Annotated in this window: 19 protein-coding genes and 1 pseudogene; 10 read left to right on the forward strand and 10 right to left on the reverse strand. The window is 49.7% G+C overall.

Going from position 1 to position 26,983, the window contains the following annotated elements:
* Window positions 1-13 precede the first annotated feature (13 nt).
* The 5 genes from CALK_RS03625 to CALK_RS03645 all read left to right on the forward strand — a co-directional run bounded on the left by CALK_RS03625 (window position 14) and on the right by CALK_RS03645 (window position 5,900).
* On the forward strand, window positions 14-1,213 hold the full coding sequence (locus CALK_RS03625; RefSeq protein ID WP_081697975.1) for a lysophospholipid acyltransferase family protein: 1,200 nt from the start codon (window positions 14-16) through the stop codon (window positions 1,211-1,213).
* Between the two features lie 70 nt (window positions 1,214-1,283).
* The gene (locus CALK_RS03630; protein ID WP_022636301.1) at window positions 1,284-3,776 is read left to right on the forward strand and encodes an ATP-dependent Clp protease ATP-binding subunit; all 2,493 of its coding nucleotides are present in this window, start codon (window positions 1,284-1,286) and stop codon (window positions 3,774-3,776) included.
* A gap of 46 nt (window positions 3,777-3,822) precedes the next feature.
* Window positions 3,823-4,227: a hypothetical protein gene (locus CALK_RS03635; RefSeq protein WP_022636302.1), complete on the forward strand. Its 405-nt coding sequence runs from the start codon at window positions 3,823-3,825 to the stop codon at window positions 4,225-4,227.
* A gap of 102 nt (window positions 4,228-4,329) precedes the next feature.
* Complete coding sequence (locus CALK_RS03640) at window positions 4,330-5,094, forward strand: ComEC/Rec2 family competence protein (protein WP_275574364.1); 765 nt, start codon at window positions 4,330-4,332, stop codon at window positions 5,092-5,094.
* Window positions 5,091-5,900: an HhH-GPD family protein gene (locus CALK_RS03645; RefSeq protein WP_022636304.1), complete on the forward strand. Its 810-nt coding sequence runs from the start codon at window positions 5,091-5,093 to the stop codon at window positions 5,898-5,900. Before CALK_RS03640 ends, CALK_RS03645 begins: the two co-directional genes overlap by 4 nt.
* Here CALK_RS03645 and CALK_RS03650 read toward each other — a convergent pair.
* The 8 genes from CALK_RS03650 to CALK_RS03685 all read right to left on the reverse strand — a co-directional run bounded on the left by CALK_RS03650 (window position 5,897) and on the right by CALK_RS03685 (window position 19,509).
* Window positions 5,897-7,333, reverse strand: coding sequence for a carboxypeptidase-like regulatory domain-containing protein (locus tag CALK_RS03650; RefSeq protein WP_022636305.1), 1,437 nt, complete (start codon window positions 7,331-7,333; stop codon window positions 5,897-5,899). The genes CALK_RS03645 and CALK_RS03650 overlap by 4 nt on opposite strands.
* A gap of 142 nt (window positions 7,334-7,475) precedes the next feature.
* Window positions 7,476-9,173 (reverse strand): UvrD-helicase domain-containing protein, encoded by a 1,698-nt coding sequence (locus CALK_RS03655; protein WP_022636306.1) that lies wholly within the window; start codon window positions 9,171-9,173, stop codon window positions 7,476-7,478.
* Window positions 9,174-9,238: 65 nt separating this feature from the next.
* Entirely contained in the window at window positions 9,239-10,474 is a 1,236-nt protein-coding gene (locus CALK_RS03660) for a TolC family protein (RefSeq protein WP_022636307.1), read from the reverse strand.
* Entirely contained in the window at window positions 10,467-13,604 is a 3,138-nt protein-coding gene (locus CALK_RS03665) for an efflux RND transporter permease subunit (RefSeq protein ID WP_022636308.1), read from the reverse strand. The genes CALK_RS03660 and CALK_RS03665 overlap by 8 nt, the downstream gene beginning before the upstream one ends.
* Window positions 13,601-14,740, reverse strand: coding sequence for an efflux RND transporter periplasmic adaptor subunit (locus CALK_RS03670; RefSeq protein ID WP_022636309.1), 1,140 nt, complete (start codon window positions 14,738-14,740; stop codon window positions 13,601-13,603). Before CALK_RS03670 ends, CALK_RS03665 begins: the two co-directional genes overlap by 4 nt.
* A gap of 91 nt (window positions 14,741-14,831) precedes the next feature.
* Window positions 14,832-15,560: a DUF975 family protein gene (locus CALK_RS12025; protein WP_022636310.1), complete on the reverse strand. Its 729-nt coding sequence runs from the start codon at window positions 15,558-15,560 to the stop codon at window positions 14,832-14,834.
* Between the two features lie 17 nt (window positions 15,561-15,577).
* Window positions 15,578-16,720, reverse strand: coding sequence for a hypothetical protein (locus CALK_RS03680; RefSeq protein ID WP_022636311.1), 1,143 nt, complete (start codon window positions 16,718-16,720; stop codon window positions 15,578-15,580).
* Between the two features lie 182 nt (window positions 16,721-16,902).
* Window positions 16,903-19,509: a M6 family metalloprotease domain-containing protein gene (locus CALK_RS03685; protein WP_081697977.1), complete on the reverse strand. Its 2,607-nt coding sequence runs from the start codon at window positions 19,507-19,509 to the stop codon at window positions 16,903-16,905.
* A 166-nt stretch (window positions 19,510-19,675) separates the two neighbouring features.
* Between CALK_RS03685 and CALK_RS03690 the strand changes: the two genes are divergently transcribed.
* From CALK_RS03690 to CALK_RS13400, 3 genes and pseudogenes are all read left to right on the forward strand, one after another.
* A complete protein-coding gene (locus CALK_RS03690) occupies window positions 19,676-20,398 on the forward strand; it encodes a class I SAM-dependent methyltransferase (RefSeq protein ID WP_022636313.1) in 723 nt (240 codons plus the stop codon).
* Window positions 20,382-21,473, forward strand: a pseudogene (locus CALK_RS13395) (MMPL family transporter); the annotation flags it as partial. The gene CALK_RS03690 and the pseudogene CALK_RS13395, both read left to right, overlap by 17 nt.
* Before the next feature lie 444 nt (window positions 21,474-21,917).
* The gene (locus CALK_RS13400) at window positions 21,918-22,619 is read left to right on the forward strand and encodes an MMPL family transporter (RefSeq protein WP_420806138.1); all 702 of its coding nucleotides are present in this window, start codon (window positions 21,918-21,920) and stop codon (window positions 22,617-22,619) included.
* Here the strand turns inward: CALK_RS13400 and CALK_RS03700 are convergent, their stop codons facing one another.
* Window positions 22,620-23,885 (reverse strand): type III polyketide synthase, encoded by a 1,266-nt coding sequence (locus CALK_RS03700; RefSeq protein ID WP_338030993.1) that lies wholly within the window; start codon window positions 23,883-23,885, stop codon window positions 22,620-22,622.
* Between CALK_RS03700 and acpP the strand changes: the two genes are divergently transcribed.
* Both acpP and CALK_RS12030 read left to right on the forward strand, forming a co-directional pair.
* On the forward strand, window positions 23,785-24,036 hold the full coding sequence (acpP, locus tag CALK_RS03705) for an acyl carrier protein (RefSeq protein ID WP_022636316.1): 252 nt from the start codon (window positions 23,785-23,787) through the stop codon (window positions 24,034-24,036). The genes CALK_RS03700 and acpP overlap by 101 nt on opposite strands.
* Complete coding sequence (locus tag CALK_RS12030; protein ID WP_022636317.1) at window positions 24,036-25,367, forward strand: beta-ketoacyl-[acyl-carrier-protein] synthase family protein; 1,332 nt, start codon at window positions 24,036-24,038, stop codon at window positions 25,365-25,367. The genes acpP and CALK_RS12030 overlap by 1 nt, the downstream gene beginning before the upstream one ends.
* Before the next feature lie 11 nt (window positions 25,368-25,378).
* Here the strand turns inward: CALK_RS12030 and CALK_RS03715 are convergent, their stop codons facing one another.
* Window positions 25,379-26,890, reverse strand: a complete 1,512-nt coding sequence (locus CALK_RS03715; RefSeq protein ID WP_022636318.1) for an AMP-binding protein — start codon at window positions 26,888-26,890, stop codon at window positions 25,379-25,381.
* Between the last annotated feature and the right edge of the window lie 93 nt (window positions 26,891-26,983).

Raw genomic sequence — 26,983 nt, forward strand, 5'->3', positions numbered from 1 at the left:
AAATTGAGAACCTATGAAAACCTTTAGACAATTATTCTGGAAGATAAACCGCTGGGGAGTACGGCTTGTGTTGCGTCGTAAGTTTAATGTGCGACTTCACGAGTCTGCCGACCCTTTGCCAAAAGCCCCCTACGTTGTTATTTCAAACCATGCTAATTTTTTTGATCCGTGGATAGTGGGCCATTACACCACGGAACCTATAGCAATCATGATGAATGAATTTGGGTTTAAGGCTTCGGCCATGACCCGATGGTATCTGCGCAACGTTGGCTGTTTTAGTAAAAAGAAAGGCCAGTCCGACGCACAGTCGGTAAAACGTGCCATGAAAAGTCTTCGTGCCGGCTACACCCTCCTGGTATTTCCCGAAGGACAGGCATCATGGTCAGGAAAAACCCAACCAATCTATCCCGGTATAGAACGCATTACGAAAAAAGTTAAGGCCCCCCTTGTTCTCTATCGACTACGGGGAAATTTTGTTTCGAAACCATGGTGGAGCACCGGACCAGCACGAAAAGGGGAGATTACGGTGTTTCGAAAAGTAATCTCAGCGCAGGAAGTAACGGAGCGTACCGCTGATGAATTGCGTCAGGAAATATGCTCTTTCATACAGCATAACGATGTAAAAGCCTGTGCAGATGTTTCCTTTTCCGGTACAGACATCACGGCAGGTATGGAGATGGTTCTCTGGTATTGCCCCCACTGCCACTCCCGCAATACCCTCAAGATGGATAAAAACACCGTACGATGTGACACATGTGGGACGGAAAAGGTATTTACCCCAAATTTACAGATAGAAGCTCCTGCTCCAAAAGAGCCCAGAGATTTTTATGATTGGTATAAGGCACAAACAGAGCTGGTTCAGCAAGATCTCTCAGCTATCTCGTCAACCCCGGATCGACACCTTATCCATGACTCACACGTTTCCCAGGTAAAGGTTGACTACAAGGGACGTGTGATCATGCTTGATACGGGGGAACTTGATCTCTATGGTAACACCCTGGTGTTTTCCGGCCAAGACGGCGTACAAACCTTTCCTTTGGCCGATCTTTTCCACCCCGTATTTCAGGGAAAAAACATTCTTGAGTTTGATTGTAACAACAGCGATTACCAATTTCGATTTACCCATACCGCCCTCTCCCAATGGCTGTCATACCTCTTGTATCTGAAAGGCTATGGTGACTGGGAGCGTACAGGATATATATTTCAGCAATAGAAGCATGAATAATTAGAAACACAAAATTGTCATACCATGGCAGACGTGTATACGAGGAGCAGAAATTGTGATGGATGGAATGTTTACAGATAGAGTTAAAAAGGTAATGCAGATTGCACGGGAAGAATCTGTGCGTCTGGGAAATGATTATGTTGGAACGGAACATCTTTTACTGGGAGTAATCAAGGAAGGAGACGGCGTTGCCGTGGCAATCCTTAAATCCTTAAAAGTGGAGATTGCTGATATCGCCCGGGATATTGAAGAAAGTCTGAAATCTACAGGCGGAATGATGACCATCGGGCAGATGCTCCCCTTTACCCCCCGTGCAAAGAAAGTCCTTGAGAATGCTGCCGTTGAGGCACGAAACATGTCTCATAAATATGTCGGTACAGAGCATTTACTCTTGGCCCTCATAAAAGATACGGAATCTTCTGCTTCCGCAACCCTTACGGCAAAAAATGTCACCTATGATGTGGTAAAAATGGAAATTGCGGAAGTACTGAAGGATACCCAAAGTACTGGCGGGGCTAAAAGCAGCAGCCCACGGAAAAGCAAAACCCCCTTCCTTGATAAGTTTGGGCGAAACTTAAATCAAGCAGCAAAGGAAGGACGCCTTGATCCGGTGATCGGGCGAAAAAAAGAGATCGAGCGTATCATACAAATACTCTCGCGACGAAAAAAGAACAATCCTCTCCTCATTGGTGAACCCGGCATTGGGAAAACTGCCATTGTGGAAGGACTGGCACAAAAAATTATCGACAAGGACATTCCTGAAGCCCTGGAAGAAAAGATTGTCTTTAGCCTTGATATGGCATCCATTGTGGCAGGAACCAAATACCGTGGACAATTTGAAGAACGGGTAAAATCGCTCATAACAGAATTGACTCGTAATAGCCATGTGATTATCTTCATTGACGAAATCCACACAATTGTTGGAGCCGGGGGATCTGAGGGAAGTCTTGACGCATCAAACATCTTTAAGCCGGCCTTGGCACGGGGGGAAATACAGTGTGTTGGAGCAACCACCCTCGATGAATATCGTAACTCCATTGAGTCTGACGGCGCCTTGGATCGTCGCTTTCAATCCATCATGGTGGATCCTCCCTCGGCAGAAGAAACCGTCCATATACTGAAGGGGCTCCAAAAGAAATATGAAGAGCATCACAAGGTAACATACACCGAGAAGGCCATTCTCGCGGCGGTACGCATGTCAGACCGCTATATATCTGACCGGTTCCTGCCTGATAAGGCGATTGATATGATCGATGAATCGGGGGCTCGGAAGCGTCTTTCCAGCATGGAAATTCCTCCGGAAATCAGAAAAATTGAGATTGATATTGATGCAACAATTCGCGATAAAGAAAAATCTGTGTCGGAACAGAATTTTGAGGAGGCTGCACGCCTTCGTGACCGACAGGATGAATTAAAAGAGCAGTTAGAGCAAAAGAAAATAGAGTGGCGATCGCAGGTTGCTGAAACCCGCTTTACTGTTGATGAGGAAGTCATTGCCGAGGTTATCGCCTCCATCACGGGAGTGCCCGTATCCAGCCTCAAAGAAGAAGAGTCACAGCGCCTTCTGCACCTTGAGGAACATCTGGGAGAACACGTTATTGGCCAAGGCGAGGCCTTGAACGCCGTGGCTCGCTCCATACGACGGTCACGGGCAGGACTACACAACATTAATCGCCCCATTGCCTCCTTTATCTTTCTTGGGCCCACGGGGGTGGGAAAAACAGAGCTTGCAAAACAGCTTGCCTTCGAGTTGTTCGATTCTGAAGAAGCCCTTATTCGTATTGATATGTCTGAATACATGGAGAAGTTTGCCGCATCACGCCTTGTTGGAGCACCTCCGGGGTACGTGGGATATGAGGAAGGGGGCCAACTCACGGAAAAGGTTCGGAAAAAGCCCTACTCTGTGATTCTCTTTGACGAGATTGAAAAGGCACACCCCGATGTGTTTAACATTCTTTTGCAAATCCTTGATGATGGTGTTGCCACAGACTCATACGGAAGAACGATTAATTTTAAAAACGCCATTATTATTATGACCTCCAACGCCGGAACTCGCGGCGCTTCGAAGGGACAGCTGGGATTTACCTCTGGGGGGAATGAATCTGAGTATGAGGTTATGAAGTCCAAGGTGATGGATCAGCTGAAGAAAATCTTCACGCCTGAATTCCTCAACCGTGTTGACGAAACAATAGTATTTCGTCCCCTTGGGCGGGAAGTTCTTTCACAAATTGTCGAAAACAAACTTGCTGAAGTGGAAGAACGGCTGGAAGAACGCGATATCTACGTCTCCTTTACAGAATCAGTTCGAGAGTTTATTCTCGATCGCGGTTTTGATCGTGAACAGGGGGCTCGACCTATTCAACGAGCCATACAGCGGAATATTGAAGATATCCTTGCAGAAGAGTTCTTGAAGGGCTATTACGGGGAAAACGACAAGATAGAAGTATACATGGATAATGAAACAATCCGCATAGAAAATAAGGACGCCTATAAAGAAGGGGCTCTAAACGATTCTGAGGATGATCACTCCTATACTGAAAATACGGAGTAATAAGTGACGATTCTTCTCCGTACTCTTTAAGGAAGAGGTACTGCAAATGAAGTATTATGCGATCATTTTAAGTGTGTTTTTTTTCTTAGTTGCCTGTGCAGATCAGGGAAGCGAGTCGGAACGTGCTGAAAAACGTGCGCCTGAACAGGCTGATACTGTTGCCCGTGAGCCATCCCGTGATTCCCTCGAAGCGGCACGTATGCGTGCCGTAACACGGCAGGATTCTTTGCGAAGAGCTTCCGACTCGGTCAATCAGTATTACTCTCCCTTTCAGACATTTCATACGCATCTGGGAGCAGATGTAGATCCTGCCAAGCAGGCGCACCAGGACCGGGATGAGATAATTAATCGCAGAAGAAGAGATGCGGAGACCCGTGATAGAAATAGAGCGTCATACCGCTCCATGATGCGTCAGAGACGAGAGTTTGAAGAGAGTCAAGGCTTACGCTAAGTTCCGAGCCGTCCCCTTCTCTGCTTTGGGGGCGATACTCTTTTTTCTCTGTGGCTTTCCTGCAGCAGCGATCCGCATGCCCCCCTTTTCGCGGTTCACTTTATTGACGTTGGACAGGGCGATGCTATTTTGGTTACAACGAACAATCACGCCATCTTGGTTGATGCTGGCCCACCCACCATGGGAGACTCCCTTGTACGGTATCTCCGGCGGCACTCTGTTTCCCACCTTGATTTTGTTATTGCAACCCATCCTCATGCCGATCACATTGGTGGCTTGTCAACCCTTTTTGCAGAAAAATCCGTCGATACTCTTCTCTGTGCATACCATCCCCATACAACCCAGACCTATGAAAACTACGTAGCTGCAGCAAAACATGCGCATATCCCCCGTGTTGCCGCCAGGAGAGGGGATTCCTACCACCGTGAAAATCTACACATAGAAATCCTTCACCCCGATACCCTGTGGGGATCGCTCAACAATGGAAGTGTGGTAGCACGCCTCAGCATAGGAGCCCATACCATGCTCCTCACGGGTGATGCTGAAAAGGAGGTAGAAGAAGAACTACTCAAGCACACCCCTGATGCCTTGTATGCACCAGTGCTTAAAGTGGGGCACCACGGTTCAAACTCTTCTTCTACCCATGAGTTTCTTGCCGCAGTAGCCCCGAGAATCGCCCTGATCCAATGTGGCAAAAACTCTCCCTATGGTCATCCCCACCCCAGAGCCCTTCGCCGCATCCATGCAACAGGGGCAGATATATTCTCTACCGCACAGCACGGCTCGATTCGCCTCAAAGGGGTACCCCATAATCGCTGGCGCCTCATCCCAGAACATCCGTATCCCCCCTTGGAGCCACTCCCATGACGCCAGAAGAACTACAAAGCAAAATTTATACATACTACGACACCTTTGGCCGGCACGACCTTCCCTGGAGAGTGGAACGCTCTCCCTTTACGGCATTTCTTTCAGAAGTGATGTTGCAACAGACGCAAGTTCCCCGGGTGTGTGAAAAATTTCATCTTTTTCGGAACCGCTTTGCCTCCTTTGCAGAGCTTGCCGCCGCCCCACAAGGAGAAATTGTAACGCTCTGGCAAGGGCTTGGGTATAATCGGCGGGCCCTCTTTCTCCACAGGGCCGCCCAGAGAATTACGACGACCTTCGGTGGTGCTCTTCCAACAGAGGACTCAGACCTTCGCTCTCTACCCGGAATAGGGCCCGCCACAGCCGCATCACTGCAGGTATACGCCCATAACCGTCCCGTGGCATTTATTGAAACAAATGTCCGGGCCGTGTTTATACACCACTTTTTTCCCGGTAAGACAAGCATCTCCGATGAGACGCTTCATCCGCTGGTAGCAGACTGTCTTGACAAAACAAACCCCTACCGCTGGTATTCAGCCCTCATGGACTATGGAACAATGCTAAAACGAACAGAGAAAAACCCCGCACGGAACAGTGCTCACCACGTTCGTCAAAGCCCCTTTGCAGGGTCACGGAGAGCGGTGCGCGGGGCGATTTTGCGAGAAATAAGCCGTGCCGGAGAAAAGGGATGCTCCGTGGAGACCCTCACATCCCTTGTGGAAGACCCCCGCAGAGATGCCGTCCTACAGCAACTCTGCGACGAAGGGTTTATTTCCCGCAAGAAGAACCACTACTCCCTGTCGGACTAATACACCCAGTTTGTTTTGTTATCTGAGACGTGGTGTTTCCAAGGACCGGGAGGAACATCTTCTTCTCGCACAAACTGCCAGTCAACCGTATCATTTATCCCACCCCATTGGTCGAAAAAATCCTGCTCAACTCCCATTTTCAACCAAACAGACGGGCTTATATCTATGCCGGCATAGGGCGATACATCCATGCCGCTGCCCTCTTCATTACGGGGACGGGCAGAGCCAAAGACATAGGCAGTATCATCGTAGTGATACGGACCTGCATCAAGCCATTGGGCATAGACCCACTCTCCTCCTTGATAGCGAATACGAACCCACCGCCCCTTCACCATTGATTTTCCTGACCAGTTTTCTGCCTCTTTCCACGGTATGGCATGGGCGCTTTCTTTTCGAAGTGCCCACTCATCGGTATCAAAAATAGGTGCCATGGCACGGGTAAAAACACTTTGACGGCCAAGCCATTTATTATGAGCATGATAGTACTCACTCTGCAGTGAAGCAACGGCATCCATATGTTGCGGATTGCTTCCGTCAAAAACAACACTATCATAATCGTTATAGGGCAAGGCGATATAATAGGGGTTTTCACGACCAGTAAACCGGGCATCTTGAGGGATGAAATCGCCATCACGGGGAATTTGCGGTGCATCTTCAAGGCCAAAATTATCTCCCCACTCAGTGTCCCATGCACTGGGCACGTTGGAAATATGGTGATTATCATCTCCTGCCCCTTGACCAACCCAAAAGGTGGAAGCCATGATACCCTGATGCAGATGAAACTGCGATGACACATACAGCGTTACAGCATGTTTCTGCAAGCTTGTCAGAGAAACATATTCGGTATGATACCCCTCTCTCTCCACCTTTAGTATATTCTCCGAAGGGGGGGATGAGCGAAGAGTTGCGGGCTCGCCGGACTGCTCCGCGGCAACGGCCCCTGCTGAGATAGTGGAGACCCGTGACGTCCAACGTTGACTGCCCTGAGAAAGAACCACCGTGTAAACGCCGCGTGCTAGGGAAAAGGAATGGGCCTGAACCTCCCCGGCAGCCCTGCTCTTGCCCGATGCGGTGTATACAGAACGACCATGGGTATCATAGAGAGCAAGGGAGTACTTCCCGGACCGAGGCGGACGAACCTGCACCCCTGCTTCATGGAGAGATACCTCCCCAGCCTGATACCGCGCTGCCCCTTCGGAGATGAGCGAAGAGATGGATCCTTCCAAGACAAACTCCCCATCATGGTTTGTTTCTGTTGTAAGGTCATGCCCTTGCAGAGAAACACGAGCCCCTGCAAGAACCGTCGTAGAATCAGCCGCATCTACCACCCGCCCTGAAAGAGAAACCCCTTGTCCCAAAAGGGAAGAGAAGAACAAAAAAACCGTCATAAGAGCCGTTGTGAATGTGTGCATGTTTACGGAAAAATGCACCATTGAAAATCCTTTTTTGTGTTGTTAGTTCTAAGATAGACCGCAAATATATTTTCCGCTCCTATTTTCGGGAAATATCAAAAACAATGCGTGAAAGGTATACCCCGATGTGGGATATCACCCCGCGCTCTGCATAGATCCACCCTTATCGAAGGTGTAATTTTTTCTGCCGCGATCGAACAGCACCAACAGAACGATCAAGAATACGGGCAATCTCACGCAGACGAAGCTTGCGATCTGTTGCCGCCAAAAGACGCTCATCTTCTTGAGGGGTCCACGGACGATATCGTCGTCCGCCACGTTTTGGCAGAGACAATACGGAGCGCCCCTGCCCTTTTGGTTCCTCCGCGGCACGAATTGCCGAAAGATCCGTACGGTCAGGCATCAAGCGGGAGGGAAGATACAGCACGCCACGGGTTCGTGTGAGAGCAACGTACAGAAGATTTACCTCTTCCCTTAGAGCCTTCTTACTTGCTGGATCACGATGGGGATTTTTCGTTTCCTGGTAAAACTGCTCTTCTGTCATAAAATCATCGGCAAGCTCCACCACATCATATTCCATGCCCTTACAGCGATGTACCGTAGAGAAGATAAGCTCTGCTTCATCACGGTTTTCCACATGACGGGTATGGAGCACTGAAAGAATGGAAAAGATATCCTTTCCATAGGTTTTTACAATCTCATGAAGCATTAAAAGCTCCATATCAGCGGTCTGCTTGGCATACTCCAAGAGGTCTGAGAGATCTCCCATGGAGCGAATTACCCTATTGCGTATACGCTCACGCTTATCTAACGAGAGATAGAGTACATCATAGAGAGATGCCCCTGCTGCTGCATAAGTATAGGATGTAAGGTTTCCCTCAAAATAAATTTTCTTTTTTTCTTCTACCCGTACCACCGAAGAAATAGCCCGCAACAGCAGTCCGAGGTTGGTTCGGGCGATAACCGCACGTTGCGTCCCCTCAGAAATGTTTCCTGCACCGACAATCTCAACATCTTCCCCCTCTTCCAAGGCATCCTTCCACCGGATAACCTCTCGCGCCAAAGATGCAATTGGCGGGGAAAATCGAAAGCTTGTGGAAAGGCTGTACCGCTCATAGGGAACTTTCTCAAGAGAGTTTACGGCAAAACGCCACCCATAAATCTGCTGATGCGTATCTCCCACAATTACCTTTGTTCCTTCCTGGCGGGTAAATACATCAAGCATGGCCGGCGACGCATCCTGTCCCTCATCAAAAAGGAGATAGTCGTACGGAAGCTGTGGCGCCATGAGTTGAAACTTCTTTAAATAAAAATCATGGGTACAGGGAATCTGTTTTTGATCCATAAGGGCTAAAAAACGACGTGTTGCATACTCTATTTCTGTATAATACCGATCAACAAAGGCACGAGCACGCGGGTCGCTCACGCAGCCACGATAGTCAAGCTCCTGCACCTTACGAGCCGTACTGTTACAAAACCATGCGGAAAACTTCTCCACATGACTTGCAAGGATATGCTCAAAATGAGGACTGCCATTATTTTGCACTGAGAGAATTCGGGATATTTCATGAGGGCGGTATCCATGCACGGCAAGTTCATACCCACCGGGACGAACAACCCAGGCATATGCTAAGGAGTGAGCTGTCTGCACATGAATATTTTCTATTCCCGCTGCGGCAAAACGCTCTTGTGCTTCACGGCGAACGGCAGCGTTAAATGCTATATAGAGTTTTTTGCTCAGGCGAGGACGACGGCGGGCATACTCCACAAGGGTTGTGGTTTTGCCTGAGCCGGCCACGGCATTTATGCAAAGATTCCCCGTTGCCTCTATTATCCGTTGCTGCTGCTTGGTAAACTCCACCACTCCTCCCCAATGTCAGAAACAGAAAAATATATCGGGAGCCACGGGGAAATGAGAGGCCTCCCTTAGAAAAAAGAGCCACCAGCCACTTGGCGTAATTGAAGAGAACGCATGCGGCTTTGATAGAGCGCAGACTCACGCCGCATCTTGGCCGTAATATACTCCATCTGACTTTCCCGAAGAGCAAGAGCATCAACACTGCCACGTTTAAAGGCTTCTGAAAGAAGGGCGAGACTCTCCTCCGCTGCAGCCACGGCCTCTGTTTCAAAGGCTATTTGCTGGCGAGCGGTGTGAAACTCCTGCCAAATACGATGAACTTCTCCCGTAAGCACCTGAACCTGCTCTTCCTGCTCAAGACGGGCACGCTCTTTGCTAGTGGCGGCAGAGTACCGCGCTGTACGGCGTGAAAAACCATCGAGGATGGGCATATCCACCTGTATGGAGGCGGTAAAGCGACCTCCAGAGTTATCTCCCCCCTGCTGTACCGCAGAAGTAGCGGCAGAAAAGGTGGGCCAAAGACGCGCCCGGGCAATTGCCTTCTCGGTGGTACGTATCTGCACTGCAAGGCTCTTGATTTCTGAAGCACGATTATTTTCACGGGCCAGTGAGACCCAGTATTCTGCCGGCTCGGTGACTTCTGGCAGGGTCGTATCCATGGCCACGGAAAGAACAGTATCGGGGGGGCGTCCCATGGCAATATTTAAGGCCATGTGTGCTGTGAGAGAGTCTTGTTGCGCCTGCACATATTGCGCCTTATCACTATTATACCGCACACGCTGGGTGAGCATATCTGTACGGGGAACATTTCCCGCGGCATACTCTTCCGCACGCAGATCTCGATACTCTGCGCTCAGAGAGAGCTGTTGCTCTGCTACGGAAAGGGCCGTTCTTGCATGAAGAAACTCATAGTAACGTGCAGCAACCTCCATGGCAGTCTCCTCTATGGCTTCCCGGGCACGAAGCTCTCGCTGAGTCGATTGCATATCCGTGAGGTCTTGGGAATAAAACATGGCAAAGCCGTCAAAGAGTGTCCAATCAAGATAGAGCCCGGCGCGGCTTCCACGATGTTCTTCCCCGCCATCGGTACGAGAATACTCAACACCGCCCCGCGCAGAGAGTCTGGGTAATACATATCCGGGAATACGCATACGCTCATGCGCAGCCTGATCTTTTTCTAAACGGGCAAGCCCAATCCCATGATTTCGGTGCAGCGCTTCCGCAAGGGCATCTGACAAAGTTAAAGACCCTGCTGAAAGAGAGCTGATCCACACAACCAGAACAAGGGCACGTATCTTATTCATGAAAAAAGACCTCCCGTTCAGCTTCTATTTCACGGACAGCGGGCTCCACGGACTCCTTCGTGGCGTCAGGATGGGAGAGACGGGCAATCCGCCATCGCAGTTTATTAAGTGTTAGAAAAAATACCGGTACTAAAAATAAAATAAAGAGAGAAGAAAAAAGAAGCCCATAGGAGATGGATACTGCCATGGGCACAAGAAACCGAGCCTGACGGCTTGTTTCCAATAGGAGGGGAGCCATGCCGGCAACGGTAGTAAGGGTCGTAAGAAGAATGGGACGCAAGCGTGATTGTCCTGCTTCATAGGTAGCCTCAAATACGGGCATCCCTCGTTTTAAATTTTTGTTTATTCTATCGATAAAGACAATACTATCATTTACAATAACACCGGCCAAGGCAATTCCCCCAAAAATTGAGAAGCGACTAATCATATACCCATGTATATAATGTCCCCACACGGCCCCAAGCATACCAAGGGGGATCATGCACACAATGATGCAGGCTTGTAAGGGCGAACGAAACACCACAACCAAGAGAAGAAATATCCCTAAGAGCGCAAAGGGATAACTTCCCGCAAGGGAATCCATAAAGATACGATTTTGCCGCTCCCGTCCTTCAAAGGAAATCTGCACATCTCCCACGGCAGCTGCCACGGGAGGAATCACCTCACGCTGTAACCGTTCTATCATGGTACTCACCGACGCCTCGGGATCTGTCATGTCAGCCTCCACACGAAGTTCGCGGCGACCATCAAGGTGCTGTATGGCAAGAACTCCCCGCTCTATTCGCACTGTTGCAAGGGTGTGAAGCGGATATACAACGCCATCTTTGCCCCGCAATTCCATGGTCTCAAGATCAGCAAGGGAACTGCGATGTGCATCACCATAGCGCACAAAAAGACGAATCTCATCTTCTCCCCGTTGAAACCGCTGGACCTCATCACCATGAAACGCATGACGAACCTGCGTGGCCAAATCTTGCAGAGTAATCCCCGCTGCATGGGCAAGAGGCAATAGTTCCACCCGTATCTCACGACCTCCCTCCTCATCCGTATCGCCCACATCAGTAAGCTCCGGATACTCCTCCAGCCGTTCCACGAGAAGATCGCGGGTTCGCTGAAGCTGAGCGTGGTCGTTACTGCGTACACTAATTGACACCGCTCGCCCCCATCTACCCGACTGAAAGGAGAGTTCACGACTTCCGGGAATATCTCCCACGGCATCACGGAGGCGCCGCTGAATTTCAAAAGAGGGAATACCACGATGTGGCTCGGGGAGAAATTCGATAAAAAGCGATCCCTCATGAGCACCGGCAGATCGCTGGATACTCTCTATCACCGAACTACTATCGGGACGCTTTCGCCGTATCTCTTCGTTTTTCTGCCAAATACGCTGTTCTACCACGGCAAGAACAGAGTCTGTTACGGCCGTGCGCGTTCCTGTGGGCATGGTTACGCTGAGCGTTGCATCGTCACGAGGAGTATAGGGAAATGCGGAAAACTCCACGTGTTTTCCCTGAATAAGCCCCAGGGTAAGCAGAATATAGGCACCACAGAGGGCCGTTAGGAGCACCTTGTTCTGTAAGGTCCACATAAGAAGCGGGCCGTACACACGCTCTTTTACAAAGGCGTATGCGCAATCAAAATGGCGACGAAGAGCTGACACACGCACCTGTGGTTCAAGCCCTTTCGAGTGCGCTAAATGTGCGGGCAATACAAAAAATGATTCAACAAGGGAAAAAGAGATCGCGCCGATAACAACCAAGGCGAGCTGATAAATGAAACTCCCCATGCGTCCCTGAAGAAAAAAGAAGGGAAGAAACGCAAGAATCGTGGTGAGCACCGCCGTGGTTACGGGAAGGGCCACATCAAGAACCCCCTCAACAGCAGCCTGAAACGGGGGGAGCCCCTCTTCATGTTTTTGATACACACTTTCTGCCACAACAATGGCATCATCCACAAGTATCCCAATCACAATAATCATCCCCATAATAGAAATGACATTAATGGTAATTCCCCATATGTTTGCAATAATAAACATCCCTGCAAAGGAGATGGGTATTCCCACGGCAACCCAAAAGGAAAGGCGTCCGTTTAAAAAGAGTCCAAGCACAAGAAGCACAAGGAAAAACCCAATTACCCCGTTTCGTACAAGAAGACCGATACGCTGTCGCAGGGGCACTGTTGCATCAGAAACCACGGAGAGCGAAACCTCTCCATGACGCTGAGAAAAATCTCCCACCTGATCCCGCACAGCCTGAGCCACAGCAACGATATCTTCGTCAATGGTTTTTTCCACCCGAACCATCAGCGCACGATGACCGTTGTAGTATTGACGGGACGACTCCTCCTCCCATTTTTCTACCACCGAAGCAATATCGTGTACCCGAAGAAGATGGTTTTCATCTGCACGAACCACGATATCGCCAATCTCACGGGCCGTATTTCTTCTTCCATATGCACGAATCATGAGTCGCTCGCGAGGGGTTTGTACCGCCCCACCGGTAATATCAACATTGGCGCGAGACAGGGCGGTGCGGACATCATCAAAGGTAAGATTAAAACGACGAAGCTTTTCCGGAGAAAGTTCTACGGAAATCTCTCGTCGGGGCACCCCCGTAAGAGAGACCTGCGAAACGTCATCATGGAGCAGGAGTTCATCGCGAAACTGTTGGCCACGCTCCTTAATGCTCCATAAATCACCATCACCGTACACTGCCACCATAACCGCCCGGGCACGAAACTGTTGCAACTGTACCACGGGACGCTCAGCCCCTGCAGGAAAGGCAATGCGATCTATGGCAACCCGCACCTCATCGTATACCTCTTGCGGATCATACGCATCGGAGACCTCAATACGCACACTCCCGCTATTTTCACGGGAAGAGGAGGTGGTACGCTCTATGCCGGCAAGACCACGAAGATTATTTTCTATGGGAAGTATGACCGCCTGCTCTATCTCTTCGGGAGAAGTTCCCGCATAGCGCACGGAAATACTGATAGACCGAGCCGGAACTTCCGGAAAAAAGGAGGTGTTCATTTCGGACAAAGAGAATAGCCCAAAGGCCAAGATGGCAAACATAAGCACATTCGCCCATACCGGGTAGATAATACAGGCTTTTATTAAACCTCTCATTGTGCGGCACCTTCCACCATGGTGGGACGAACCCTCATTCCCCGAAGCGCATCGCGTACGGGCTCAACAACAACCGTATCACCGGCAGAGAGCCCCTGGGTGATGTAGACCTGCTCCGTACCTTCATAGGCCAGGGTAACCTCCCGGGCAAGGAGGGCACCATCTACAATACAATACACCCTATTTGAATCCTGTATCGCATCACGGGGAAGCGATACCCCGTAGAGCGGAGTGCCGGAGAGCCGTACAGAAACATACTCCCCCGGATGAACCCCCGCTGATAGCGGGTCTTCAAGGCGAACAAAGAAGGAAAACCCTTGCCGTGTAGGAGAAACGACTGGGGAGATACGTTCGACCCGCCCCTCCGCACGGGTCCCCTTTGGAAGAACGACCTCTGCGGGCATGTCATCCCTCAGAAAGGATCGTTGACGGTGTGACGCGGACAGTTCAACATAGGCGGTATCCGTACGAAGAATCCGTCCAACACGACTATGCCCCCCCACGGACGCCCCCGGTGAAATATCCGCCTCAAGAACCACCCCATCAAAGGGTGCACGATAGGTATGGCGTCGATACCGTAAGAGATTTTTTTGATACTCATAATATAAGCGCGGTATGTCATATCGAATAACAACCATTCGCTCACGGGGCGATTCCATGGCAGGAAGCGGAGGAAGATGAAGCCCCTCAAGTGAACTAAAAAACTCAGCCCACTTCTCATATGCATCGGGAATATCACGACGAATCTCCGGCAGAAGCCGGCTTACTCCATGATGTATCTCTGCCCGGCGGCTCTGAAGGTCATAATAGGTCTCCCGCCCATCAAGCTGATAGAGGATATCCCCAGCGGAAAAACGCTGCCCCGGGCGAAAACGAAACTGCGCATCCCGTACCCGTCCGCCAACCTCTGTGGAAACAGCAATATCCTGTGAAGAGGTTACACGCCCGGAAAAAGAGAGGCTCGGTGCAATACTATCGGGAAACACCTGCTGCGCAAATAGTTGTTGCGTCTGTTCTCGAGGACTTCGTCGCCCCCCCGGCGGTTCGGTATCACTGATCTGTTGATACAGAAAATACGCCCCCAGAAGAAACACAGCTGGAATTCCCCATTTTTTCAATCGCGGTGCAATAGGCATAGGCTTCCCTTTTATATACAATGTCCACGGTGAGTGCCTTAGACGAGTTTCGTCATACCACTGTTACAAAAATATAGATAGAAAAGATATGTTACAGGGTATATTCAAGTACAGACTCGTCCAGAGGATCTTCCCCATGGGACTGACCATACCCGTCTGCGCCCTCCATAATCGTCGTATAAAAACAGGCCGTGGCACTCATGGAATAGGGAATAAGCCAGAGAAGAAAGAGAAATCCCCCGGAGAGAAAGAGTCCCTCCTGCGGCACCTGCGGAGCAACATAGTATCGTGCGAGAAAGAGAAGGGTAAACCAGACCCCGCCCAGAAGAGCTGCGCGAACTATGACCCGAAACTGGAGAAGAAATAAGCGAAATTTCTGTCCAACCATGATGCGTCGACTCTCCCGCAAAACCTCAGAGGGAGACAGATGGGGCGCATCGATAAGAACAAAATAGGCCATGGAGTATGCGTACACGGCAATAAGCCCGGGAACAATAAGCAGCAAAGACCACAGAAGGGTATACATTGTCATAAGTAGATAGGTAAAAAACACACGGTGAAATCGGGTAAACCCCGCAAAGAGGTCGCTCATTTTGCCGTGCGTTCCCCGCATACCACGCAAAAAAAACAGGGAAAGCCCAAAAAGAAGGGGACCTGCCAGTATCCAATCTAAAAGAAGGCTCATCCCAGGAGTAAGAAGAGAGTCGTGAAGGGAAATAAGCATGAGATATATGGCCGTAGCCAAGGCCGACTGCCCCCATCGTCCCTGCAGGGAGGATCGTGTCTGACTCAGAATATGCGAAAGAGAGTATTGTTTCATGTCACCTCAAAGAAAAATTACTGGAGCGTCAAGGGATAGAAATGAATCCCCGCAGTGGTTCGTACCTGTAAAATATATGTCCCTCGACCCAAGGGCGCAGTAAAAAACTCATACTCTCCGGAAACACGCTCCCGTAGAGGCAACTCATGCAGGCGACGCCCCGTAGTTGTGTACACTTGAACAGACTGCACCGTCTCTTCTGAGAAGAGATGAACCGCATCGCTGGTATGACGTACACGCAAGTCACCCTCAGATCCTCCCTCGCTGCGTAAAAAAGGCGGATCGGAAGCATAGGAGAAAGAAAGATCCCCTCGTTTCTCTTCCCCATCACCGACAATACGCACACCCTCTACAGCCCCACGAGAGGTGTAGGAATATTCTACCCTGCGTGTATCCCACCCATCATCACGGGAAACACGCAGGGTTTCACGCACCACATGTCCCCGGGAGTCGTAGTAGGCCCCATACACCCGAAGGGTATCATCACCCTTGAGATCCACATAGGAACGAATCCGTCCCTGAGAGTCATAGGTCAAGGAACGCACCACCACAGAAGAGTCCTTCCTCGGCACAGCAGCCCATTTCCGAACACCCCGGGGAAAGGGGTGCCACGCCTCTTCATAGGAATATTCCCACAGGAGGGAGTGCTCCTGTTCGGGAAGAAAGAGCTCTTCCCGCAAAAGACGAGAGGCCGGAGAAAAAGAACTCTCCATACGCGCCGATTGTCCGTGTACGTTTGACACCTCTGCACACTTAAGGCGACCATTATCAGCGGTGTAACGCACACGCCCGCCCCGGGGAAGCTCCATACGACGGATCTCTCCATCCCTGTCAGAAATAATCCGTCCCGCACCAATATACTCTCCCGAGGGACCAGTAGAAAAAATGGAGGGATCACTGCCGTGTACCGGCCCCCCACTCGTGTCATTCCAGGCTTGTACCGCCCGTGCAAACTCTGGCACAAGGCGACACAACAGCTGTTGTACTGCCATATCGCTGGTGGAATCAGTTCCATATTTAGAAAGGGAATGCAGAAAATCAGCACCGCTTTCATAGCGCCCTGTTGCAACAGCAGCAGTATGAAAATTAGTAAAGAACTCCCCTTGAACCGTCATGGTACAAACAAGAATCGTACCGATAAGTATCTCTATTTTTTTCATATGAGCTCCTTGGAAAAGCTCCTCATTCCGTATAAATCTACTCATTTGATAGAGAAGTACGACAGAATTTCTTATTTTTCTGCAAATTCTTTGCCGCGACGGAACATCCGTAGCCCACTCTCCATAAAAAAAATCCGCCGTGCACAGGCACGACGGACGTATAAATAGGGGGCAGACTGCTCTTAGCGAAGACGCACCTGCCGTGTGAATGCCCGTGTGCCGTCACTGGTCTGAACACGAAGCAGGTAAACACCAGGGGCTACACCCTGCTGACGGAGATCAAGATGCGTATCTCCTCGACGTACGCCTTCATAGGCACGGCGTCCCTGCGGGGTAACCAACTCAACCGTAACAGCCTCATCAAGGCCGATATATAAAACACTTCCCTGCAGCATTAGTGGCGCTCGTGACGACTGCCCCTGAATGATTCCCGTAGATGCCGGATTATAGAGCACCCCAAGGCCAGCTCCCGACGCCCAGGGCTCATCGTTTACCTCTGAAAGTGCAACAAGGCGCACATATGTCCCGGTACGGAGCTCTTCGAAAAGTGCTTCCTGTTTCTCTCCAATATTACGCCACTCTCCCGATACTTCAGGTTCTCCCCACTCCTGACCATCACTGCTTACATATATTTCGTACTCACGAATCCGTCCATTTTCATGATCTGCCCGTGGCTGATAAACCATCCCGGCAATATCATGCGGTTCATGAAGAGAAAGCACGATCTCATGGGGATGAACAGCCTCCTGCCAGTCACTAAACCAGATTGTGGTGGAATCTTCATCAAGCAGGTTCTGGGCAGGTCGCCCATCTCCGTGGGTATCTTCAGAGGAAAAGGATACCAAGTTGAGGGCATCACCGGAACGGGTCTCATACCCATGGGGGGTATATTCTGCCACCACTTCCATATCTTCATCGATGGTGAGTTCTATGTTCTGCGCCGCACCAGAAATATCTCCATCCCACTGGGAAAACTTGTACCCCGGTTCCGGAAACACCGTAAGAGTCACCTCATCACCTGCCACATAGGCATCCCGATAGGGCTCAACCGCGACAAACCCCTGCTCTGAAACAATATTGAGGGTATAGGTTTCCATGGCAGTAAAATGAGCCTCCACGGAGTAATCCTCATCCATAATGAGCGTATAGGGATTCTCACTGCCCGAAATATCTCCATCCCAATGAGAAAACTGATATCCGTACTCCGGCTCCGCCTCAAGAACAACCGTATCTCCTTCGGAAAACCGGTCTCCCTCAGGATTCTGTATAACCTGTCCATGTTCTGCTGTAATGGTCAGATCAAAGAGCTCTGCCCCGTCGCCAATATCGAAGGTCATGAGAGCACCGGCATCACTGAGATTGCGAATTTCCAAGCTGGAGGATACATTTTCATGCCAGTGGGCAGCGGGAGTTGTCTCTGCACTGAAAGCGATATCAGAACGGCCGCTCATGTAGATATTATTGGAATATCCAACCACCGCGGCCAGGGGGTTATTATCCTCAGAACGGGTATTGGAAGCCCCTCGATTTCTGTTAATACGCCACACCTTCATACCACTGCCCGTTGCATGGGACGCCCAGCGCCCACTTCGAGATACATTTTGGATAAAATAAAACTGATTGGCGTCGTGTGAGCTCCGGTAGTAGACCACCTCACTCATGTCGTTTGCTTCCATGGAGAATGTCCCCGATGTAACATCGGTAATATTCACAATCCCATCACTGTCTATCCACCCGTTCTGATAGCGAAACCAGGGATTCATGGGCGCAGGATTTGTGCCCATACCAGAACCCATGAGACAGAGACGCCCCACCCAGTTTCTTTCCCCACTGTAGGGATACAGATCGGGATGACCTAAGAGCATATGCCCATTTTCATGAGCAAAAGTACCAATGTTCGGGCGTTGCCCAATATTGGTTATCTGATACGCTCCAGTGGTATAGGCACCATCGGGCGATGTCCACCCGAGACGACCACTCATATGAGGCCACAATCCGTTTGACCAGCCATGATCAGGGCTCCCCGCATAAAAGAGGTTCACCGCAATAATCTGATTCCCCTCGCGAGAGAGCTTTGAAAAATCAAACCCGTCATAATATAGAGAGTCAAGCAATTCATGAATAAGCTCACGTGCACGCTGCCCATATCCGACGTTAGGATCATCATAGTACGATTTTGGGCGTGATGGACGAATATACTCCGTAACAATATTTTTATAGTTCAGTTTTCCATTGGAGATATCATAAAAGTATTGCCACACAGAACCGTGCGTACCATATTCCTCTCCATTAATAAGATCATACAGATATTCTCGTGAAACCGTTGCCGATTCATCAGAGAAGTCAGCCAAAAGGGTAAGCCCCACCTGATCTCCAACCACTTCTTGTGACGGCGGAGCATCAGCGGGACGTCCGCGTGTATCAACATGCAGCTTTCGTCGATTCTCCAAGGAGCGTCGCTGAACTTCATCTGCATGTAGCTCAAGATGCAGATCTGCACCGGGCGGCGGCACGAGGGTTGTATCGGTATAACGCTCCCCCGGAATAAATTCAGTACTATCATGATTCAACTGGGCGTAGCAGATCCACCCCTCCTCATCACGAATCAAGGTACGGCCATGGAGATCTTCCACGCGCTGATAATACTCATCCCCATTCACAATCACCGGCATGCGAGTTCCGTCAGGTTGACGAAGCTCAAAACGCTCGTTGACATGGGGTGCAGAAAAAAGAAAAGAAATGGAAAAACAGAGTACCAGTACGGTACGTCCCACAATGGACATTTGCATAACCCCTCCCAGGTAGTACAAACAAACAGTACTGTGTAATGTACCCCAAAATGCTGCTTTTTTCTTATTTTTCTCTCTCTGTCTCCAGAAAAGAGATCTCCCTTCTCTCTCTATTCACTACACTCTTGTGCTCCACCATGTATTTTACCACAAAAAGGACAGTTCCATGAATAAAAAGAACCTTTTTCACTCCCCCGGGGAAAAACGCCAGCGCAATAGCACGATATTTTCCTGTATTGGAAGCAAATACAACAGTGCAACACGACTCCTTTCCTTTGGGCAGGACAGAAGATGGAAGAAGTTTTTTGTGGATTCCCTGCCCGATATCGCCCCTAAGGTCGTTCTTGATATTGCTTCGGGAAGCGGCGATATTCTTACACTCCTGCGGAAAAAATATCCTGCAGCGCAGGTCTTGGGCAGTGATCTTACCTTTGCCATGGTTGATGTACCGGAAAACCGTGAAAACACCTGTACCCTCCAGGATATGCAGAACCTTGCCCTGCCGGATGCATCTGTGGATATTCTCACCGGGGGATACGCCCTGAGAAATGCGCCGGATCTTTCTGCCGTTATGGATGAAATATTTCGGGTTCTGCGCCCCGGGGGCGTTGCTGCGTTTCTTGATTTCTCAACGCCAAAAAACCACCTTCATGCAAAAATTAACAGAGCTCTCTTATATATTTGGGGATATCTGTGGAGCCTTATTCTTCACGGCAGAGGAGATATTTATACCTATATTCCCGAAAGCCTGAAAACCTATCCCACGGCACGAGACCTACGGAAAAAATTCTACAAACGCGGGTTTGAAAAGTTTCTCCACAGAAAATTTTTCTTTGGATTTACTGAAATGATTATTGTGGAAAAAAGGGCGAATGAGACAGCTGAGTAAGTGGATTGACACATATAAAAAGAGTATTCTTTTTGTTTGTATATTACTCACCGTTACTGCCATTCCCCGTCTTTTTTTTCTGGAGTATTCCGACAGCCACACCGCCTTTTTCGATACAGATGATCCGGGGTTTCAGGAGTATTCCCGCATTGAAGAACAGTACGGTGCGGATAATACCCTTCTTATTGCCCTAACACCTAAAGAGGGAGATATATTTACTCCGCGCAGTTTTTCTCTTTTTGCATCGCTGCATGACTCCCTTTGCCAGCTGAAGGGATTTATCTCCGCCCAGTCTCCCTATACAACCTACGATGTACGCGCCTCCTTTGGTCGTATTTCCTTTACCCCCCGCTTTGATACTGCATCTCCCACGCAAGCAGATCTTGATTCCCTGCGACCATACTTTCTCTCTGACCCGCTCTTACAAAACCGACTTATTTCTGAAACGGGTACCTATGGCGGTATTTTTGCCCGTTTTGCCCTTGAAGAAACGAAGGGGGCTGCCGCCCTGAGCCGGGATATCGATCTGCTCCTGGAAAATCTCTCCCGGGACTACCCCGACCATACCCTTATGGCTACGGGGGGCGTATTAATTGATAATGCCTTTTTTACGGCAAGTTTCTCCGATGCCAGAATTCGCATTCCCCTTCTCTACGGTACGGTATTTTGTATTCTTCTCTGGTTTACAACCTCCGTAAAGGCAGCGGTGGCCATACTTTCCATACTCCTCTTTCCTTCTGCCTTAGCCCTCTGTATTGCACAGGGACGGGGTATTTTACTCACTGCACCGTCGGCCATGGCTCCCATTATTATTCTTACGGCAGGTCTTGCCGATACAATTCATATGTATGTACGCTACTCCCATCATCTGCGAAAAAAACATCCCCCCGTACAGGCTCTGCAGGAAGCCTTTCAGGATACCCTTATACCCATTACGGTAACCACCCTTACCACCGTGGCGGGGTTTTTACTTCTTCTGTTCAGTGCTGTTCCTCCCTTTCGTGACTTAGGTCTTATTACTGCGGTGGGTATATTTTTTGCCTATCTTTTTTCCCTGTTCTTTTTTCCCGCCCTCATACTTACCTTTTTCCCCTGCAATCAGGCCCGGCAGACAAAAAAACATGATATTTTCGGTGCCTCCCTTGGACGTATTGTGGCACATAATCGGGGAAAATGTATTTTCATACCCCTTAGTATTGTGCTCCTGAGTATACCGGGGCTCTTCCGTATTGAATTTAACGACCGTTTTTACGCCTTTTTTGATGAATCTTACCCCTTTCGAAGGGATACGGAAGAGGTGATGCATCACCTTACGGGGCTTGATTATCTGACCCTCTCCCTTGGTATTACCCCTGACTCCCTTACGGAAAAAGACCTTCACGCCCTTGACTCCTTGGAGCGCTCCTGGAGAAACATGGCGGAAGTTCGTCATATCAGTGGTCCGGCAACGCTATTGCGCCGGGGAATGAATGAGATTTCCGGCACAGACTCCCTTCCCGGCCCGGCCATGGCACGCCGCATGCTTTCCACCTATAAAAGAGAACAAAAAGAGCGTTCTGTACCGCCCTTTATCAGTGCAGGGGGAACACATCTGCGCACAGAGATATTTCTTGATACACTCTCTTCACAGGAAATACGCCTTCTTGAAGAAAATATCCGCCGTGATGTGGAACAGGTTTTTCCCGAAACAGAGTATCTTCTCCATTCCCCTTCCCTGCTTTTTGCTCATCTTTCACGGGATAATCTTTCCTCCATGCTTCGTATTACCGCTGCATCCCTGGGGATTATTTCTCTGGTTCTTTTATTTCTTTCCGGCTCTCTTCATATGGGATTACTGAGTATTATTCCCAATATACTCCCTCCCCTTGCTGCCTTCGGTATCTGGGGCATCGTCTACGGACAGGCGGGGTTGGGGGTTTCCCTGGGAGTGGCCCTGGCCATAGGAATTATAGTGGATGATACGGTACATATTCTCTTTGCACATATGCGGTCCCGAAAAAAGGGACTCAGTAAGAATGATGCCACAGAACATACCCTGCGCCATGTCTCCGATGCGGTGATCCTTACAAGTGGTATTCTTGTGGTGGGGTTTTTATTCCTTGCAACCTCTGGCTTTGAACCCACGGCGCACATGGGAAAAATGACTGTATTGATTATGTTCTGTGCCCTTGGTATAGACCTTTTTCTCTATACTGCCCTTCTTTCGGGCACTCAGAAATAATTATCCCCGATATGCCGTGGTGTATACCCCTTTCACAGCAAAGGCTGAAAGCCCTGCGCCAAAGGCGGTCATAAGACATTCATCACCGCAGGCAGGCTCCTGTGATAAAATACGATCCAGTTCAAAGAGTACCGATGGGGAGGACATATTGCCGTACTCACGGAGTACTTGACGAGATATATCCATGTGGGTCTCTTCAAGGCCCAAACTATTACGTACCTCCGTGAGCACCTTATCTCCACCAGGATGTACCGCCCAATAGGGTATATCCGATGGGGTAGTATCTGTACCGGCCAGAACATCTTCTATAAGGGGGGGTAATTCCTGTGCGATAATGTGGGGAAGCTTTGGATCAAGGCGATTGTGCAGCCGCCCCTTTTTGTAGGTAAACCGAACCTTTTCCCGGTGTTGCGGCAGGTATCGCGAATATATTTTTCCCAGGCGAAACCCTGCTCCTTCACGGGAAAGAACAGCCGCGGCGGCACCATCACCGAAGATTCCGTTGGAGATAATAAGACTCATATCATTGCTCATTTCAAAAGTGGCACTGCAAATCTCCACAGACAGGGAGATCACCACCTGATCATCGGCACAATCGGATAACAAACGCTTTGCCAGATCGATATTCGGCAGGGCACCGCCGCATCCGCTTCCCACAAGATCAAAAAGAGGGATTGTGGGGGGGAGTTCCAGGGCCTCAGCTATATACGTGCTGATACCGGGACAAACATAACCCGTGCAGGTGTTACAAACTATGGCCCCAATATGAGTTTTGTTTTTTCCCGCCTTTTCAAGGGCCGTCTCTATGGCTTTTTTTCCAAGGCCTACGGCCCAGCGCGTAAAGCGTGTCATACGAGCATCGGGATCTTCATTTTTCAGGGTGAGAAGCTCCCCATGGTCTGTAACAGACATGTGCCGTTTTTCAATGGCCGGGTGTTCCAGCACCTGCTGTAATACGGAAAGCCCCCGCCGTGACAGCTCATCCCGATAGTGTTGGGTCATAATTGCCGATGCGTCTTTTTGTGAGAGAAAGAAATCAGGGTTTGCTGTTCCCACATGGGTTATAATAGCCATAGGATCTGTCCTTTGTATCATTTCCTGTACTGCAGTAAAGTATATTATTTTCAGATATAATACGCTAATTTCCACAAAGACGGAGAAAAGAATGACTGTGCCAAATAGAGATACCGTGCAGGAGAAAGTGGTGGAAGCCCTCTGCGAATCACTTGATGTATCAGCAGAAGATATCGACCCCCACACCCGCATTCGTGAAGATCTTTCTGCAGACTCCATAGATATGACAACACTCTTAATGCTCCTTGAAGACACCTTTGATCGTGAAATTTCCAACGAAGAGGCCCAAACCCTTATCACCGTTGAAGACACGGTCTCCTTTATCTGTAAAAAGCTTTCCTGATGGAGCGGGTGGTTGTAACGGGTACGGGGGCCATATCTCCCCTGGGATGTTGCGTTGATGATATGTGGAATGCCCTCTGCAAGGGTACCCCTGCCATAGATACCATTCCTTCATGGTGGAGAAACTATTTTTCCCCGAAAAGCTCTTTCTGGGCTCCCCTCCCACCCCTTGATCCTTCTGCAGCAGGGGTTTCACGGGTTGAATCAATGAAGCTTGACCGCACTGCAGTGTTGGGTATTATGGCCGCCGTGGAAGCCCTCAGGCAGGCAAATATCGAAATAGTTCTTCAGGATAAACGGAAAAAGACCCACACCCTGCAGGGTATTGATCCCCACCGGGCCGGGGTGTGTATGGGAACCGGTGTGGGAGGTGCCTGCTCACTGGTAGAGTCTCAGGCACACCACATTACCACCCCTGTCCATGAACAACTTGCCTCCATGGATGAAGAGGCCCGCACCCACACAGAATCTCTTCTGCAGGCTCCCGCCCGGTTTAACCCCTTTGTTGTGTCCATGATTATGCCCAATGCCATTGCGGCACAACTGGGGATTCGTTTCGGCCTGAAGGGGAAAAACAGTACCAATTCCACCGCCTGTGCATCGGGAACCTTTGCCCTTGGTTCAGCTTTTCAAGCTATTCAGAGGGGAGAAATGGATTTTGCCCTGGCCGGGGGGGTGGAATTTCTGGGGGACCCCTACGGCGGTATATTTCGCGGCTTCGATACGGCGGGAACCCTTACGGATATTCCTCAAAAAGAGCGGGCAAACCGCCCCTTTGATTCAGATCGCCGTGGTTTTTTGTTTAGTGAAGGGGGGTGTGGCATGCTGGTGCTGGAGAGCCTCTCCCATGCAGAAAAACGGGGTGCCCCCATTCTTTGTGAAATTTCAGGATTTTCTCACAGTTATGATGCCCATAATATCATGATGATTGACAAAGAAGGAACTGAGATTACCCGTATGCTCACGGACCTTCTTGCCATGAGCAACCGTTCTCCCCAGGATATTACCTACATCAATGCCCACGGCACGGGAACGCACCTCAATGATGCCGTTGAAGCCCGTGTTATCTCTCAACTATTCGGCCGGAATGCGGCGGTAAACTCCACCAAATCATATATGGGACATACCATTGGCGCAGCGGGAGCCCTTGAGGCAATTGTTACCGTATTGAGTATTCGCCATGCCACTATCCACGCTTCTCATAACGCAGAGAGTGTCTCCGATGATATTGATATTGTGCAGAAATGTCGCCATATCCCGGTAGACCACGCCATATCACAATCCTTTGCCTTTGGTGGAAATAACGGCGCCTTGCTTTTTTCACGGCGGTGAAAGCCTCGCAGCTACACCTGAAAGATATCTCGACAGAGGCGCTGTACCTCACGAAAATTAACCTTGCCACTTGCCATTAGGGGGAGCTCTTCCATGAACACGAACTCCGATGGAACCGCAATAGCAGGCAGGGTGTGGCGGAGCTGACGCCGTATTTTCTTGTCATTCACCACTTCCGTGACGGCGGCAACAATGCGCGCGCCCTTCTTCCTATCAGGAATATCAACCACACAGCAGGCTCCCTCTTCCGGAAGAAGCGTACTCAGGGCATGTTCCACTGACACAAGGGAGACCATTTCAGCACCAATTTTAACAAATCGCTTCAACCGTCCCTTATGCCACAAAAACCCCTCTTTATCAAGCACTCCCAGATCACCTGTGTTATACCAGCCCTGATGTATACGCAGGGCCGTTTCTTCATAATTGTTATAGTAGCCTTTCATGACAAGATCACCGCGAACAAGAATCTTCCCCTGTTTTCCCGGAGGACATTCCTCATGGGTATCAATATCTACAATTTTCACTTCCACCGAAGGCAGGGGTTTCCCAATAGAACCGGCCTTATGCTCCTCCAGGGTATTTACCGAAATCACCGGGCTTGTTTCGGTGGTCCCGTATCCTTCCAGAAGGGTGAGACCAAAGCGTTCCTGATACTCTTTCATCAAGGCGGTGGAAAGGCTGTCTCCTCCGGACATGGCAACGCGAACCGTGGAGAAAGAATCTTTTTCTGCCTGGCGCGCATAGCCCATAAAGAAGGTTGGGGTAGCAGCAATCACCGTTGCCCCATAGGCCGAGATATCCTGCACAATGGATCGATAGGCCAGGGGGTTTGGCTCTGCCACAAGATGACACCCGTGTAATAGGGGAAGCCAGAAATTTGTGGTAAGTCCATAGACATGAAAGTACGGGAGAAGTGACATGAACACATCCTCCTGGCGTATTTCAAAGCATTGGGTAATATCGGCGATATTGCTCAGAATATTACGATGGCTTAACTGCACCGCCTTTGGCTCTTTTTCGCTCCCGCTGGTAAAGAGAATGCACGCCGTATCATCGGGCTTGGAGGAGGCTGAAAAAAAACCGGCAAATTTCTTTTTAATCACCCCAACAACCTTTTGGGTAGAGGTTACAGACTTGACAATATCCTCCACAAAGAGCATTCCCTCCAGGGGCTCTTCGTCCAACTTTTGCAGGAGGGTTCTCGATGAAATAATCGTGGTAAAGCCGCACACCTCTCGTGCGTAGGTGCAGTTTCGTGCAACCCCGGTTGAGTAGTTGAGCATCACAGGAATCTTACCCGCCATGAGCACCGCAAGGGTGGCAATAATGCCCCCCGCAGAAGAGGGCATAAGGATACCGACAAAGGAGTCCTGTGTACTGTGTCGAATTCGATCGCTAAAAATACATGATGCGGTCAGAAGCCGATCATAGGTGTATTCCTGGTTGGTACCCCGATCATACACCGCAAGGGCATCTTTTTTTTGGCGTGCCGTTTCAATGAATACTTCGTGGAGTGTCTTCATACATACCTCTTTCATGAAATAGTGTTCGGGGGATACCCTGTATTCGTTTTAGTGTGGTACAGATGTCATCCCCCTATGCATATAAGATGAATA

Origin of the sequence: Chitinivibrio alkaliphilus ACht1 (genome assembly GCF_000474745.1) — a bacterium.
In the GTDB taxonomy this organism is placed as follows: Bacteria; Fibrobacterota; Chitinivibrionia; order Chitinivibrionales; family Chitinivibrionaceae; genus Chitinivibrio; species Chitinivibrio alkaliphilus.

What these genes read in the sequence shown, in the direction of transcription:
- CALK_RS03625 (WP_081697975.1), top strand. Translation starts at nt 14, where the DNA reads ATGAAAACCTTTAGACAATTATTCTGGAAGATAAACCGCTGGGGAGTA.
- CALK_RS03630 (WP_022636301.1), top strand. Translation starts at nt 1,284, where the DNA reads ATGGATGGAATGTTTACAGATAGAGTTAAAAAGGTAATGCAGATTGCA.
- CALK_RS03635 (WP_022636302.1), top strand. Translation starts at nt 3,823, where the DNA reads ATGAAGTATTATGCGATCATTTTAAGTGTGTTTTTTTTCTTAGTTGCC.
- CALK_RS03645 (WP_022636304.1), top strand. Translation starts at nt 5,091, where the DNA reads ATGACGCCAGAAGAACTACAAAGCAAAATTTATACATACTACGACACC.
- CALK_RS03650 (WP_022636305.1), bottom strand. Translation starts at nt 7,333, where the DNA reads ATGGTGCATTTTTCCGTAAACATGCACACATTCACAACGGCTCTTATG.
- CALK_RS03660 (WP_022636307.1), bottom strand. Translation starts at nt 10,474, where the DNA reads ATGAATAAGATACGTGCCCTTGTTCTGGTTGTGTGGATCAGCTCTCTT.
- CALK_RS03665 (WP_022636308.1), bottom strand. Translation starts at nt 13,604, where the DNA reads ATGAGAGGTTTAATAAAAGCCTGTATTATCTACCCGGTATGGGCGAAT.
- CALK_RS03670 (WP_022636309.1), bottom strand. Translation starts at nt 14,740, where the DNA reads ATGCCTATTGCACCGCGATTGAAAAAATGGGGAATTCCAGCTGTGTTT.
- CALK_RS12025 (WP_022636310.1), bottom strand. Translation starts at nt 15,560, where the DNA reads ATGAAACAATACTCTCTTTCGCATATTCTGAGTCAGACACGATCCTCC.
- CALK_RS03680 (WP_022636311.1), bottom strand. Translation starts at nt 16,720, where the DNA reads ATGAAAAAAATAGAGATACTTATCGGTACGATTCTTGTTTGTACCATG.
- CALK_RS03685 (WP_081697977.1), bottom strand. Translation starts at nt 19,509, where the DNA reads ATGCAAATGTCCATTGTGGGACGTACCGTACTGGTACTCTGTTTTTCC.
- CALK_RS03690 (WP_022636313.1), top strand. Translation starts at nt 19,676, where the DNA reads ATGAATAAAAAGAACCTTTTTCACTCCCCCGGGGAAAAACGCCAGCGC.
- CALK_RS13400 (WP_420806138.1), top strand. Translation starts at nt 21,918, where the DNA reads ATGCTTTCCACCTATAAAAGAGAACAAAAAGAGCGTTCTGTACCGCCC.
- acpP (WP_022636316.1), top strand. Translation starts at nt 23,785, where the DNA reads ATGACTGTGCCAAATAGAGATACCGTGCAGGAGAAAGTGGTGGAAGCC.
- CALK_RS03700 (WP_338030993.1), bottom strand. Translation starts at nt 23,885, where the DNA reads ATGCGGGTGTGGGGGTCGATATCTTCTGCTGATACATCAAGTGATTCG.
- CALK_RS12030 (WP_022636317.1), top strand. Translation starts at nt 24,036, where the DNA reads ATGGAGCGGGTGGTTGTAACGGGTACGGGGGCCATATCTCCCCTGGGA.
- CALK_RS03715 (WP_022636318.1), bottom strand. Translation starts at nt 26,890, where the DNA reads ATGAAGACACTCCACGAAGTATTCATTGAAACGGCACGCCAAAAAAAA.